Source organism: Pelistega suis, assembly GCF_013133795.1.
Lineage (GTDB): Bacteria > Pseudomonadota > Gammaproteobacteria > Burkholderiales > Burkholderiaceae_B > Taylorella > Taylorella suis.
This window is the reverse complement of sequence record NZ_JABGBN010000008.1, coordinates 39,861-54,158: the sequence shown is the minus strand read 5'-3', so window position 1 is coordinate 54,158 and position 14,298 is coordinate 39,861. Positions and strand designations below refer to the sequence as shown.

The 14,298-nt window shown below is 42.7% G+C and carries 13 protein-coding genes and 1 tRNA gene; 5 read left to right on the top strand and 9 right to left on the bottom strand.

Annotated elements, in window-relative coordinates; genetic code table 11:
- Positions 1-117 precede the first annotated feature (117 nt).
- The 4 genes from scpC to metX all read right to left on the bottom strand — a co-directional run bounded on the left by scpC (position 118) and on the right by metX (position 4,793).
- Positions 118-1,641: a succinyl-CoA:acetate CoA-transferase ScpC gene (gene scpC, locus HKX39_RS09065; protein WP_171681005.1), complete on the bottom strand. Its 1,524-nt coding sequence runs from the start codon at positions 1,639-1,641 to the stop codon at positions 118-120.
- A 169-nt stretch (positions 1,642-1,810) separates the two neighbouring features.
- The gene (locus tag HKX39_RS09060; RefSeq protein ID WP_171681004.1) at positions 1,811-3,034 is read right to left on the bottom strand and encodes an AmpG family muropeptide MFS transporter; all 1,224 of its coding nucleotides are present in this window, start codon (positions 3,032-3,034) and stop codon (positions 1,811-1,813) included.
- Between the two features lie 14 nt (positions 3,035-3,048).
- On the bottom strand, positions 3,049-3,645 hold the full coding sequence (metW, locus tag HKX39_RS09055; protein ID WP_171681003.1) for a methionine biosynthesis protein MetW: 597 nt from the start codon (positions 3,643-3,645) through the stop codon (positions 3,049-3,051).
- Positions 3,642-4,793 carry a homoserine O-succinyltransferase MetX gene (metX, locus tag HKX39_RS09050; RefSeq protein ID WP_171681002.1) on the bottom strand — a complete coding sequence of 384 codons (1,152 nt, stop codon included), beginning with the start codon at positions 4,791-4,793 and terminating at the stop codon, positions 3,642-3,644. The genes metW and metX overlap by 4 nt, the downstream gene beginning before the upstream one ends.
- Before the next feature lie 130 nt (positions 4,794-4,923).
- Here metX and gshA point away from each other — a divergent pair, with 130 nt between their 5' ends.
- Complete coding sequence (gshA, locus tag HKX39_RS09045; protein ID WP_171681001.1) at positions 4,924-6,483, top strand: glutamate--cysteine ligase; 1,560 nt, start codon at positions 4,924-4,926, stop codon at positions 6,481-6,483.
- Positions 6,484-6,644: 161 nt separating this feature from the next.
- Here the strand turns inward: gshA and HKX39_RS10770 are convergent, their stop codons facing one another.
- Entirely contained in the window at positions 6,645-7,493 is an 849-nt protein-coding gene (locus tag HKX39_RS10770; RefSeq protein ID WP_171681000.1) for a c-type cytochrome, read from the bottom strand.
- 187 nt (positions 7,494-7,680) lie between these two features.
- On the opposite strand from HKX39_RS10770, the gene HKX39_RS09035 reads away from it, so the two are divergent.
- From HKX39_RS09035 to HKX39_RS09025, 3 genes are all read left to right on the top strand, one after another.
- Positions 7,681-7,755 (top strand) — tRNA-Arg (locus tag HKX39_RS09035).
- Positions 7,756-7,787: 32 nt separating this feature from the next.
- Complete coding sequence (locus HKX39_RS09030; protein ID WP_343043444.1) at positions 7,788-8,639, top strand: NAD(P)H-hydrate dehydratase; 852 nt, start codon at positions 7,788-7,790, stop codon at positions 8,637-8,639.
- Positions 8,640-8,714: 75 nt separating this feature from the next.
- Positions 8,715-9,911, top strand: a complete 1,197-nt coding sequence (locus tag HKX39_RS09025) for a sugar transporter (protein ID WP_171680998.1) — start codon at positions 8,715-8,717, stop codon at positions 9,909-9,911.
- Here HKX39_RS09025 and HKX39_RS09020 read toward each other — a convergent pair.
- The gene (locus HKX39_RS09020) at positions 9,897-10,505 is read right to left on the bottom strand and encodes a cation efflux transmembrane domain-containing protein (protein WP_171680997.1); all 609 of its coding nucleotides are present in this window, start codon (positions 10,503-10,505) and stop codon (positions 9,897-9,899) included. The two genes, HKX39_RS09025 and HKX39_RS09020, sit on opposite strands and share 15 nt — an antisense overlap.
- Before the next feature lie 74 nt (positions 10,506-10,579).
- Here HKX39_RS09020 and HKX39_RS09015 point away from each other — a divergent pair, with 74 nt between their 5' ends.
- Positions 10,580-10,978 carry a MerR family transcriptional regulator gene (locus tag HKX39_RS09015; protein WP_171680996.1) on the top strand — a complete coding sequence of 133 codons (399 nt, stop codon included), beginning with the start codon at positions 10,580-10,582 and terminating at the stop codon, positions 10,976-10,978.
- A 103-nt stretch (positions 10,979-11,081) separates the two neighbouring features.
- Here HKX39_RS09015 and trhP read toward each other — a convergent pair whose 3' ends face one another.
- The 3 genes from trhP to HKX39_RS09000 form a co-directional block, all read right to left on the bottom strand.
- Entirely contained in the window at positions 11,082-12,476 is a 1,395-nt protein-coding gene (gene trhP, locus HKX39_RS09010; RefSeq protein WP_171680995.1) for a prephenate-dependent tRNA uridine(34) hydroxylase TrhP, read from the bottom strand.
- Positions 12,477-12,596: 120 nt separating this feature from the next.
- Entirely contained in the window at positions 12,597-13,484 is an 888-nt protein-coding gene (gene asd, locus HKX39_RS09005; protein WP_216605083.1) for an archaetidylserine decarboxylase, read from the bottom strand.
- An 83-nt stretch (positions 13,485-13,567) separates the two neighbouring features.
- Positions 13,568-14,260, bottom strand: a complete 693-nt coding sequence (locus tag HKX39_RS09000; RefSeq protein WP_171680993.1) for a fumarylacetoacetate hydrolase family protein — start codon at positions 14,258-14,260, stop codon at positions 13,568-13,570.
- Positions 14,261-14,298 lie beyond the last annotated feature (38 nt).

Here is a 14,298-nt window from a genome sequence, read left to right as displayed (position 1 = left end):
ATGCGTTAAACAGCTAAGATAGGCTCCCTCAGCTCTCTCACAATGAAAAAGGGCAGAAGATAGAACCACCCTCTGCCTTTCATAAGAAATCAACATCGACTTCTCAATGTCCTATTCTTATTTCATAGAGCCTGTTTTAAGGTACTTATCGTGCCAACTTAACGCCTCAGATAAGATATGCGGGGTATGTTGAGCACCTTGTTGTTGCGCACGCTCAAAATAGTCACGCAACTTATCTTTGTAGTCAGGATGTGCACAATTTTCAATGATTTTCTCAGCACGTTGACGTGGCGATAGACCTCGTAAATCAGCTAGACCTTGCTCTGTGACGATGATTTGTACATCATGCTCAGTATGATCCACATGCGAAACCATTGGCACAATCGCAGAAATATCACCATCTTTAGCAAGCGATGGACGCACAAAGAATGACAAGAAACAGTTACGAGCAAAATCTCCTGAACCGCCGATACCATTCATAATGCCACTTCCCATAATATGGGTTGAATTCACATTACCATAGATATCCGCCTCAATCATGCCATTAATCGCAATAATACCTAAGCGACGGATAACTTCAGGGTGATTACTCATTTCTTGGGTACGTAAAATAATGCGCTCGCGATAGAAATCAATATTCGCATTGAGTTCTTCCACACCCTCAGGACTTAAGGATAATGAGGTCGCTGATACCATTTTTAATTTGCCTGATTTAATCAAACCCAACATACCGTCTTGAATCACTTCTGTATAGGCTGTCAAATTATCAAATTCACCATATTGAAGACCAGAAATCACCGCATTGGACACATCACCAACACCTGATTGTAAAGGCAATAAATTTGGTGGTAATGTTCCTTTGCGAACTTCTTCTTTCAAGAAGTTAAGAATATGCGTGGCAATTTTTTTCGCCACATCATCAGGCTCACTAAAACGATTAACACGATCATGATCATATGTTTCAACAATACCGATGATTTTATCCGCAGGGCAGGTATAGTAAGGTGTGCCAATACGCTCATCCGGCTCATTAATTAAGACCGGTTTGCGATGAGGAGGTAATGCCGTACCGTAATAAATATCATGCATACCTTCGAGTTTTTCACTCAATGCATAATTCACTTCAATGATTACTTTGTCCGCTTGATCAATCCATGTCTTATTATTGCCCACAGAAGCCGCTGGAATTAATGTACCGTCTTCACGGATACCTGCTACCTCAATCACTGCAATATTTAATTTACCCAAAAAACCAAACCAAGCATATTGCGCCACATGTGATAAGTGAATATCCATATAGTGCATTTGACCGGTATTAATCTTTTGGCGACACGTCGGGTCAGATTGGTAAGGCAAACGCATATTAATACCATCAGCCTCTGCCAAAGCACCATCTAACTCTGGCGCCGTCGAAGCCCCCGTCCAGACATTAATTTTAAATGGCTTACCTTTATCATGCTCAGCACGAATACGTTGAGCTAAAGCACCCGGTATTTTTTTAGGGTAACCTGAACCCGTAAAACCACTCATGCCAACCGTTGCACCAGAAGGAATTAATGATGCCGCTTCTTCTGCCGTCATCACCTTTGCATGTAGTGCTGAACATTTAATGCGTGAAAGGGGTTGAAAATTCTCTGACATAATCGCCTCTTTATGTATACCCAATTATTTTTACTCAAAAATATGACATCGTCATGAATACCAATATTTATCATGAGGACATCCTTCTATTGTCGCAGACTTTCCTATCGCAATCCTTAATCAATATCAAGAGTCATCATTATCAAACAGAATTTACATAGCTTACTCGTTATTGAATGGCTTCAATCCGTGCTTTATGCCAACGCAATAACACCAATCCCGGCAAGGCAATCGCCACCGTCAATAGGAAAAAGCTTGGCCAACCCAATGCCTCAACAATAGGAGGGGTTAAAGGACCTGCTAAAAAGACACGCCCTACAGATGATAATGCCGTCAATAACGCAAACTGTGTCGCTGTATATTTAACATTACATAAGCCCATCACTAGCACAACAAACGCTGCCGTACCCATACCACCACAGATATTTTCAAAACCAACTGCTAATGCCATAACAGGTAGGTTTTGTGGCACTACCGCTACCAACCAATACGCTAAGTTAGACAAAGCTTGCAAAATACCAAACAACATTAAGGAGCGATAAAGTCCTAGCTTATTCATCAAGGCACCACCGAACAAAGCACCAAGAATACTCGCAATAACCGCCAAGATTTTATTCATCCACCCTACGATTTCTGCAGAAAAACCTGCCCCCCGAATTAAAAAAGTAGTGGATAAGGCACCAGCAAAAGCATCTCCCAATTTATAGAGGATAATCAGCAATAAAATTGCCCATGCCTCTGGGCGAGAAAAGAAGTCTTTAAAAGGAACGACAAAGGCCTCTTGTAAAGTACGAGGAGCTTGGCTTTCTTTTGGTTCTGGTGAAAGCATACTAACAAAAGCAAAAAGGAACATTAATGCCCCCATCACCATATACATGCCACCCCAACCTAGCCATCGCTCTGCCATCACCATACCAAAGCCACCAGACAACACCATACCGATACGATAGCCTAAGGTACGAATGGCCGCCCCAGCTGCACGCTCATCTTTGTCGAGCACCTCCGTACTATATGCATCAAAAGCAATATCCTGAGTCGCAGATAAAAAGGCCACCAAAGTGGCTAATAAAGCTAACCAAATTAGATCTTGCACAGGATTCAATACACCCATTGCTATTAAGGCCACGCCTAATAATACTTGGGCAATGACCATCCAGCCTCGACGACGTCCAAGTATCGGTGGCGCATAGCGATCAATCAAGGGAGCCCATAAAAACTTAAAGGTATACGCAATACCCACTAAAGTTAAAAAACCAATTTGCTTTAACGATACACCTGCAACTGTTGCCCATGCCTGAAAAGTGCCACCCGTCAATGCAAGCGGTAAACCACTCGCCACCCCCAATACCAATAAAGGATAAACACGAGGGCTGAGATATTGTTTAAATGACATGGATTAACCCGTAATTATGATTGGAAATGATAGAGTGCTAGCGTACTACGCCAACTCGGCATAAAGGAAATTTCCTCACCCTCTTTAAAAGTACAACGTGTTAGGATAGACAAGCCCAGCTTATTCGCTAAAGCTTCAAAATCACTCAATGTACATAAATGGATATTGGGTGTGTTGTACCATTCGTATGGCATTTGACCCGTCACAGGCATATGCCCATTAAAAATTGACCACCAATGTGTCCAATGCCCAAAGTTGGGGAAAGAAACAATACCTCTTTTAGCTACCCGAGCCATTTCTTTGAGGATATGTTCTGTATTTAGCATGGCCTGCAAAGTCTGCGATAGCACAACCACATCGAACTGTTTATCGTCAAATAATGCCAACCCATCTTCCAAGTTCTGTTGGATAACATTGACACCATTGGCGACACACGCAATCATGCGCTCATTATCAATCTCAACTCCGACACCATCCACTTGTTTACTCTCTTGGAGGTGCTTAAGTAATGTCCCTGTGCCACAACCCAAGTCTAAAACTCGAGAACCGGGTTCAATCCAAGCCGCAATACGCTGTAAGTCAGGGCGTAAAATAGAATGATTAAAACTCATACTAACCCCCCTTGCTCAGCAATACGATCAAAGTACGCTTTGACCACTCGATGATAGGTCGGGTCATCCAACAAAAATGCATCATGCCCATGAGGCGCATTAATTTCAGCATAAGTCACTTGATGTTTATTTTTAAGTAATGCTTCCACCAATTCACGCGAACGTTCGGGAGGAAAACGCCAATCCGTCGTAAAAGAAACAGCTAAAAATTTGGCCTTCACTTTTTCCAAGGCCTTACTTAAATCACCAGCACCATATTGACGTGCAGGGTCAAAATAATCTAAAGCGCGCGTAATCAATAAATACGTGTTCGCATCAAAATATTTTGAAAATTTCTCACCCTGATAGCGTAAGTAAGACTCTACTTCAAACTCTACATCATAGCCATACTGGTAACGACCATCCTCTGCCTTATTACGACGATCACGACCAAACTTCTCTGCCATATCATCATCCGACAAATACGTAATATGACCAATCATACGTGCGACCGAAAGCCCTCTCTGTGGCACAGTATTATGTTCGTAATAATTGCCTTGGAAGAAATCGGGATCGGTAATAATGGCGCGACGAGCCACTTCATTAAAAGCAATATTCTGTGCAGATAAACCCGGGGTACTTGCAATCACAATACAATGTGCTACTCGCTCAGGCCATTGAATTGCCCAACTCAACGCTTGCATACCGCCAAGCGAACCACCCATTACCGCGGCAAAACGCTTAATACCGTAATAGTCAGCCACTCGAGCTTGTGCATTTACCCAATCCTCTACTGTCACTACCGGGAAACTCGCCCCCCATGGCTTACCCGTCGTAGGATTAATGCTCGCAGGACCTGTCGAACCAAAGCAAGAGCCTAGATTATTGATACCGATGACAAAAAACTTATTCGTATCCAATGGCTTCCCAGGACCCACCATATTGTCCCACCAGCCTTCTTCTTGCGTATCGTCATAGATACCTGCTACATGATGAGAGGCATTTAAAGCATGACAAATTAATACGGCATTACTCGCATCGGCATTTAATGTCCCATACGTTTCAACTGCCAAGGTGTAGTGATTGATAGTCTGACCACTTGCCAATGGCAAAGGTTCATCAAAGTCCAAAAATACTGGCTGAACAGCACCAATAGAAGCTTGAGTCATAGTGATAGAGGAAATAATAATGCTTGGATTTTACCACTATAAAGCTATAAATCGTAAGGTTTTCAAGCACTAAACCGCTATTCTCTTTTACAATAGAGAGCATTCAACATTCTCTTTGACCATGCTTGCTATGCCGAATCTATCCAAACTTAAAGAAAATCAATCTCTACTAAAAAACATTCAACGAGGCGTTGAACGCGAAGCAATTCGCCTTAATGCAGCTGGACAATTCTCACAAGATAGACATCCACAGGTACTGGGTTCTGCTTTAACTCACCCTCATATTACAACAGACTATTCTGAAGCCTTATTAGAGCTCATCACCGACCCTCATACCTCGGTGGATAGTCTTTTTAAACAATTACAAGAAGTACATGCTTTTGTACAACAAAGTGTTCCCGAGCAAAGCCTATGGGGACAATCTATGCCATGCCATTTACCCGCAGAGCAAGATATTCCTATTGCAGAATACGGTACCTCGAATTCAGGTAAATTACGCCACGTCTATCGTGAAGGTCTTGCCGTCCGTTATGGCAAGAAAATGCAATGTATCGCAGGGCTACACTATAACTTCTCCTTACCCAACGAGTTATGGACTGCTTTAAACTTTGAGGGAAACACGCCACAAGAACAACAGAATAATGGCTATATGGCATTAATTCGCAATTTTAAGCGTTATTCATGGCTACTCATGTATCTCTTTGGTGCCTCGCCTGTGGTGAATGCAACTTTCTTAGATGACAAACAAAAAGCTTTATTAAAGCCTCTCAATAGCGCTCAAGATAGCTATTATCTTCCTTATGCCACCAGTCTACGTATGAGTGATTTGGGCTATAAAAATGATGCTCAATCCAATCTTAAGTCATGCTTTAACGAGCTCACTTCTTTCTCAAAACAGATTTATGATGCGGTGACGACATCATGGCCTGACTATGAAAAAATCGGAACAAAGCAAGGCGATAAATGGATTCAACTCAATACCAATATCCTACAAATAGAAAATGAATTCTATGCAACCATCCGTCCTAAACGCACACATGGACGAGGTGAGCGCCCTATTACCGCTTTAATGAAGCACGGTATTCAATATATTGAAGTGCGCTGTATTGATATTGACCCTTTTGAGCCGCTCGGAATTTCACCTAAAACAGCACGCTTTTTAGATGCTTTCTTACTATTTTGCGCACTCAGTAATAGTCCCCGCTTCCCTACTGGCTCTTGCCATACGAGTGAAGATAACTTTAATAAAGTGGTCAACGAAGGACGCAATCCTGCATTAATGCTACACCATGAAGGCCAGTCAATTGCGCTTAAAGAGTGGGGATTAGCCCTGATTGAACAGATTAGACCCTTTGCGGATATGTTGGATGCCTCAAATGAAGGTAAGGACTACGCAGAAGCTCTAGCCGTACAACAAGCTAAATTAAAGGATGTCACCCTATGCCCATCGCATAAAGTCATTGAGATGTTACAAGCACAAGAAAAAAGCTTTAATGAGGCTTTCTTGAGCTTGAGTCAGCTACATAGTCGCCACAATCAGGACTATGCTTTGGATATTGCTACCATAGCGAACTTCCAACAACAAAGCGAAGTCAGCCTAGCAAAACAAATACAGATTGAACAAGAGGATAATATTAGCTTTGAGCAATACCTAAACAATTTTATGCAGGCACTCTCACTCAAACCATAAGGACAAGCACAACTGATACAGCTTATATGGCTAATACTCAGACGCTCACTCGTCGTTCACTCGCTCTAGCGCCATATAAAAAGGGTCTTATTCAATAAAGAATGAGACCCTTTTATTTCATTGATGCCCCTTTTGTTATGAAGGGGAGCAATGGATTTGTATTATTTTAACGAAGCAATCCACGCTGCTAAAAGCGCAGCCTCTTCGTCTGTTACATGGTTAGCAGGCATGGGTACTGGACCCCATTTACCAGAACTACCATTTTTAATGCTTGCCGCTAATACCTCAGCACCCTCACCTTTGGCAGCAACTTCTTTGTACGCAGGGCCAACAAGTTTGTTATCAACACCATGACATGCCATACAGGCTTTTGCATTCGCTAAAGCAAGTGCTTTATCTGCATCAACTGCGCCTGCCGCAGGTGCTACTGGTGTTTCAGCTGCTACAGGTGCAGCAGCAGGTGTTTCTGCTGGTGCTGCTGTCTGTGCAGGTGCTGCTTCAGCTGGTGCTGCGTCTTTTTTAGCTTCACCTTCTGCAGCTGGCTCGGCAAACTTACCACCAGACGCATTTACCATAAATACAACCGCACGGTGAACTTCTAAATCGCTAAGGTTAGGATTACCACCACGAGCAGGCATACCGTTTAAGCCCTCAATAGCATGCTTTAATACAGTCGCTTCACCTTGAGCGATACGAGGTGCCCATGCGCCATTATCACCTTTTTTAGGTGCGCCAGCTAAGCCAGCGTCATGACAGGACATACAGATATTTTTATATACTTGCTCACCAGATAAAGGTTCTTTTTTACCATTATCTAACACAATCGCAGGGGCACCCGTATTATATTGCGCCACTGGTGCGATACGGTTCTCGATAGCTTCCGCTGTCAATAGAGCAGGATCCGAACCTGAAGAACTAAAAGACTTCACTAATGCAATGATAGCCACAACAGGAACAAGAAGGGCAACAGCCAATTTAGTTAATGTTTGGCTTGATTTATTCGCGCTCATAACAAATCCTAGTATGAAATTAGAAATAAATTACAAATAACTACAGAATTATAACTTTACTCGGCTAACTAAATAAGGTTTATTGACAATATCACACAAAATAACTTCTTTTTTCTTGGCTTATTTACTTTTTTGCCACGTTTTTATCTCGTCAAACGTCTTTTTACCGTAAAATGTAGCCTTCTGCCTCCCCGTAGTTCAATGGATAGAATTAGAGTTTCCGAAGCTCTCGATACAGGTTCGATTCCTGTCGGGGGGGCCAAATAGGCATATACACTATCCATGGAGATTTGCGTGAACGCACCATCTATGTTCCCATCAGTCTTTATGCCTCGCCCTCTTGATAGTCACAAAGGCACTTTCGGCACCTTAGCGATTATTGGCGGCAGTCAAGGAATGAGTGGTGCTATTGTTTTAGCCTCAACAGCGGCGGTGTATACAGGTTGCGGCAAGGTCTGGGCTGGCTTTCATCAAAAGACCTTACCTATGCCTATCATTGCACAACACCCAGAAATTATGTTGGCTTGTGCCCATGAATTGCTGATCCGCGAAGATATTTCTGCATGGGTTACTGGGTGTGGTTTAGGTCTAGATGAGGATGCTGTCATAGTTTTAGAAAAAGTACTATCTAAATCCATGAATGCACCACTCTTACTAGATGCTGATGCACTCACCTTACTCTCACAGCGCCCACAGCTATCCACTTTAGCGCAACAGCATTCTCACCTCATTTTAACGCCTCACCCCACCGAGGCAGCACGTTTATTGGGTATATCTACAGCTGACATCCAAGCTGACCGTCATTCTGCCGTTAAAGCCATCGCTCAAAAATATCAAGCCACCGTTGTATTAAAAGGTCATCATTCTCTCGTTTATGCTTTTGATAATGATACCCTCTACACAAATCACTCTGGTAATCCTGGTTTAGCGACGGCAGGAAGTGGTGATGTACTCAGTGGTGTGATTGGTGCCTTATGTGCCCAAGGTATCGATAATTGGCAAGCCACTTGTGCTGGTGTATGGTTGCATGGAGCAGCCGCAGACTATTTAGCTAGCCAGATAGGTGGTGAAATAGGTCTTCTATCGAGTGAGTTACCCCACGCTGTTCGCTATATCCGCAACCGTGCTATTCAGCAAAGAAAATAAGCTGCAAAACTTTCTCACATTTTTGAAGTCTATCTCGTTCTATAATAAACCGTTTTATAGCTTTTCTATTTCAGCATGTCCTCTTCTACACTCGACCAAGCGGAAAACAAATCTTGGTTTGTGGTGGCATTATTTGCTTTTGCTGCCTTTATTTTTAATACGACTGAATTTGTCCCTATTGGTTTATTACCTAGCATTGCTCAATCTCTCAATGTCCCTGAATCACAAACTGGTCTACTTATGACCATCTATGCATGGGCAGTGACCATTTTATCTATTCCATTGACCCTTGCTGTCGGCACAATGGAACGCAAGAAACTACTGATTAGTCTATTTATTATTTTTATCATTGCGCATATCTTCTCCGCACTGGCTTGGTCATACAATGTACTAACCATGAGCCGACTATTAATCGCTTGTGCTCATGCTATTTTCTGGTCTATCAGCATTCCTCTGGCGATGCGTCTAGCACCTAATGGTCATCGTGCCAAAGCACTCGCTTTTATCGTGACAGGTTCCTCTTTAGCGACGGTATTAGGTGTCCCACTAGGCACTGCCATTGGACAGCACTTCGGCTGGCGTATCACGTTTTATCTTATCGCTGCCATTGCCGCTTTAGTGATGCTACTGTTAATCAAAAAACTCCCCCATTCCCCCAGTCAAAATGCCGGTGACTTAAAGTCCTTACCTCAATTAATTAAACGTGCTACCCTGATGCAAGCGTTTTTATTAACTGCACTGACCATTACAGGTTACTTTACTGCCTATACCTATATCACACCATATCTACGCGAAATCGGTGGATTTGGTGATCGCTTTGTCATTGTGGTGTTATTTGTGATGGGTATTGCAGGTATTTTAGGCAGCATACTTTTCACACGTTTAATTCGTAAAACAGTCGTACATACCTATACGATTGGGGCAAGTTTATTGCTCGCTTGCCTACTCTGCTTAGAATATGCGCAGAGCTACGCATGGACTATGCTCCTTGTTGCGCTAGGCTGGGGCATTGCCATCACCCTCATCGCCATGAGTTTACAAAGTAAAGTCCTAGAGGCTGCCGCCGATGCGGCCGACCTCGCTACCGCTATCTACTCCGGAACCTTTAATATTGGTATTGGCGGTGGTGCATTTGTGGGCAGCTTAGTCCTCGACCATCTCGGTGTACTATATACTGCCCATGTCGGTGCCGCCTTTGTTTCTGCTGCTCTACTGTTTTTCTTATTAGTGACTCGTCGTATTTGGGTAATAAATAAGTCAGTTAGTCAATAACTCGATCACGGCTTGGCGGCGGATGTCCCAAGCCGCCTTAATCGCTAAATAAGACATAAACAAAGCCACTAATAAATCAGGGATAGGCGACTGCCAATAATACACAGCAATAGCAGCCGCAATCACCGCTAGATTACCCATAGCATCATTTCGTGAGCATAGCCATACACTACGCATATTGCTATCCCCCTCTCTAAAACTATATAACAATACCGCAACCAACACATTAGCAGCAAAAGCGATGATACCAATAACACCCATTTCATGATAATTAGGCATCGTTCCATAGAAAAACTGATATAGCGTAGTTCCTATAATCCATACACCAAAACCTCCCATCGTATAGGCCTTAAATAAAGAGGCTTTTGCTCGCATTGAAATTGCTTTACCCAATACAAATAAGCTAATGAGATAATTGGCACTATCCCCTAAAAAGTCCAAACTATCGGAGAGCAGAGAAACTGAACCTGCTCGAATGCCGCCAATAACTTCCACCATAAACATCAACGCATTGACAGTAAACGCAATCCATAAGACTTTACGATATCTCTCCGTTTGTGCAGTCACACCACAACAATGCTGAGTACATGCCATAATCATTTCCTTTACGAATATATCCAATATCAGTACACTATAAAGTCTGTAACCACTACGGAGTCAAGCCCTAAATGAAAAACACCCTCACCATCAAGGCACTCAGCGAGGCTAGCGGCATTCATCTAGAAACGATTCGTTTTTATGAAAAATCTGGACTCATTACACCCGCAAAACGTGCGGATAATGGCTATCGTCAGTTTACACAGCAGCAGCTTGATGAGCTCAAGTTCATCAAAACTTGCCGTTCATTGGGGTTTGATTTAGAGGAAATTAAAACGCTCTTAAGACTACAAGCCAATCCGCAAACAGACTGTACCGATGCGAATGCCTTAGCCACACAGCATCTCCATTTAATTGAAGGGAAAATCCAAGAACTCATCAAAATCCGAGATTTACTCCAAGGCATGTCGCAATGTGATAACCATCATGTGGAAGATTGCTTGGTGATTAATACGCTTAAAAAAGCGTAACATCACACTCATCATTCAACACAAGAATTCAATACTTAAGAAAAAACCCATAGATAGGAATCTTTCCTATCTATGGGGAAGTATGTTCGTTAAAAACTGGCCGTTATTTGCCCGCAATCAACTCTTCAACTTTCGCTTTGGCTTGTGCATCAAGGATACGCGCTAAGATTGCTTTTTCCTTGCCCTGCATATTAGGGATACGTACTTGAATACCATTGCCCGGTGCGACTTCGATATTTTCACCCTCTTTGACAATGACCTCAACTTTCATCAGTTGATTACCTTTAGGATGAATAATTTCTAGAGTATCACCAATCGCAAAGCGATTCTTCACATCCACCGTTGCCCAACCATCAGCATCGACATCTGTCACGATACCGGCAAACTGGCTTTGCTTAGAGATAGAGTACCCATGTAGGTAGTTTTGATATTCTTGAGTCTGATGACGCTCTAAGAAACCTGGTGTATAACCACGATTAGCTAAACCCTCTAAATCCGCTAATAATTCAGGATTAAATGGACGACCAGCGACAGCATCATCAATCGCCTTACGATACGCTTGTGCGACACGAGCAACATAATAAATCGACTTCGTACGACCCTCGACTTTTAAGGAGTCCACACCGATTTTAACTAAGCGCTCTACCTGCTCAATCGCACGCAAATCCTTAGAGTTCATGATGTAAGTGCCGTGCTCATCTTCCATAATTGGCATATATTGCCCTGGACGATTACCCTCTTCAAGCAAATAAACTTGATCGGCTAAAGGATGGCGCTCCGCACCACCACAAGCAGCAAAGTTAGCATTCGCCTCTTCTTGCATCTTATTAAAGTCAAAACCACTTAATAGCTGTGCATCACCGGCATCGCTTTCTTGCGTATGATGTACTTTATAGTCCCAACGGCATGAGTTGGTACAGGTGCCTTGGTTAGGGTCACGCTGATTAAAATAACCTGATAGTAAGCAACGACCAGAGTAAGCGATACAGAGCGCACCATGCACAAATACCTCAAGCTCCATATCAGGACATTCTTGGCGAATTTCTTCAATCTCGTCTAATGAAAGCTCACGCGACAAAATAATGCGCTCCACTCCCATCTTCTGCCAGAATTGTACACCCCAATAATTCGTTGTATTCGCTTGTACGGATAAGTGAATCACCGCTTCTGGCCAACGCTCTTTAGTTTTCATAATTAAACCAGGGTCAGCCATAATCAAGGCATCTGGCTTCATTTCCATAATCGGAACGAGGTCATCCAAATAGGTTTTTAATTTAGAGTTATGTGGAAGAATATTACTCGCCACAAAGAATTTTTTACCACGTGCATGAGCCTCATCAATCGCTTCTTTCATTTTTTCAAAGCGGACAAATTCATTATTACGAGCACGTAAAGAATAGCGAGGTTGACCGGCATATACCGCATCTGCCCCAAAATCAAAGGCAGCACGCATACGCTCTAAGCCGCCTGCTGGCAAGAGTAGTTCAGGAGATTTCATAAGTTAAATATCTATAAGCAAGTCAATCGAAGGGATTTCGACTGATAGAAGGATTTTAACAGAAAAGGCTCTTTGCAAAATAACAAAGAGCCTCAGAATCAAGAGACAAAATGATATGGCTTATTTCACCGTCGCCATCAGTTCACCCATCTTAGTAGGTTCGCCCTCACGTAAGTTTAGATTTAAATCCACCTTATCTTTAGGGAATAAATTCACCACTGTTGAGCCCAGACGGAAAGCACCCATCTCTTGACCCTTTTTCAATGTCACTACACCATCGCCATCACTTGGGTAATGCCATACCTTAACCTCTTGACTGCGTGGAGGATTGATGACACCTGCCCACACCGTACTCATACTCGCCGTCACCGTCGCACCGACTAAAATTTGCACTATAGGACCAAATGCTGTATCAAATACACAAATCACGCGCTCATTGCGAGCAAATAAGTCAGGGATATGGCGTGCTAAAAATGGATTGACCGAATAAAGCTCTCCCGGTACATAAATCATCTTTCGCAATGTCGCATCGCAAGGCATATGGACTCGATGATAATCACGTGGTGATAAATAAGTCGTCAAAAACTGTCCATCTTCAAATTGCTCAGCTAACTCTTTATCATCCGCTAATAAACTTTCTAATGAGAAGCGATGACCTTTCGCTTGAAATAACTGATTATCATCAATCTTACCCACTTCGCTCACACGACCATCTGCTGGCAAACATAGCGTATTATCACCCTCCACAATCGGACGAACCCCCGCTTTTAATGTGCGAATAAAAAACTCGTTAAAGCTTACATAATCGCTCGGCTTTTCTTTCTCAGCCTCAGCAAAATTCACCTTATAAGCTTTTGCAAATAATTTAATGCCTGTATGCGTCAAAAAGCCCCATTCACGCTCAGCAAACCAACCTGCAAATCGCGTAATAGCCATCTGCGGCAACACATAATGCAAAGCGATTTTTAGGCGCTGACAATACGTTGGTGAAGGATAAGGTTTTAACATTGACATAAAATCCTGCAAAAATTTAAGAGCATTTATTGTAGCCCGATTTTTATACTAAAAACTTAACTCGTTCTTAAGAGGCATTAACCTACGGTTAAATGTAAGGATGTTAAGCCATCCACCTGACCAACCAATACATCACCTGCTTGAATTGCCCCAACGCCTTCAGGTGTGCCTGTCATCAACAAATCACCTGCTTGTAAGTGATAAAAACGAGAAATATAGGCAATCAACTCAGGAATTGTCCAAATCAAATCACTCGTATTACCGTCTTGACGGACTTCGCCATTAATCGTCAGTGCAATACGTGCTTTATCAATCTCGCCCACTTGCGCTTTAGGCGTAATCTCACCGATAACCGCTGCATCCTCAAAGTTTTTAGCACCATCCCAAGGCAAACCTTTTTCTTTAGCCTTAGCTTGTAAATCACGACGCGTTAAATCAAAACCAACGGCATAACCGTAAACACAGTCTGCAGCTTCCGCTTCACTCACTTGGAAAGCTGGCTTATCTAAAGCAACAACCAATTCGACTTCATGATGAAGATTAGCGGTTCCTAGAGGAAAGGCAATCTTTTGATGATTACCCACAACGTGGCAAGAGGCTTTTAAAAAATAAAAAGGATCTTGGTTCTGCTTATCCACTGTGGCACCCATCTCTGCTGCATGTGCCGCATAATTACGACCAATACAAAATACACGGTTCACAGGAAAACGCTTTTCTTCGCCAACAATAGGTAAAAGTGTTGGGGCTGGTAGTGTAAATAACGTATTCATCTTGTCTCTCCATTAAAGTATGACAATATCTCTCGACT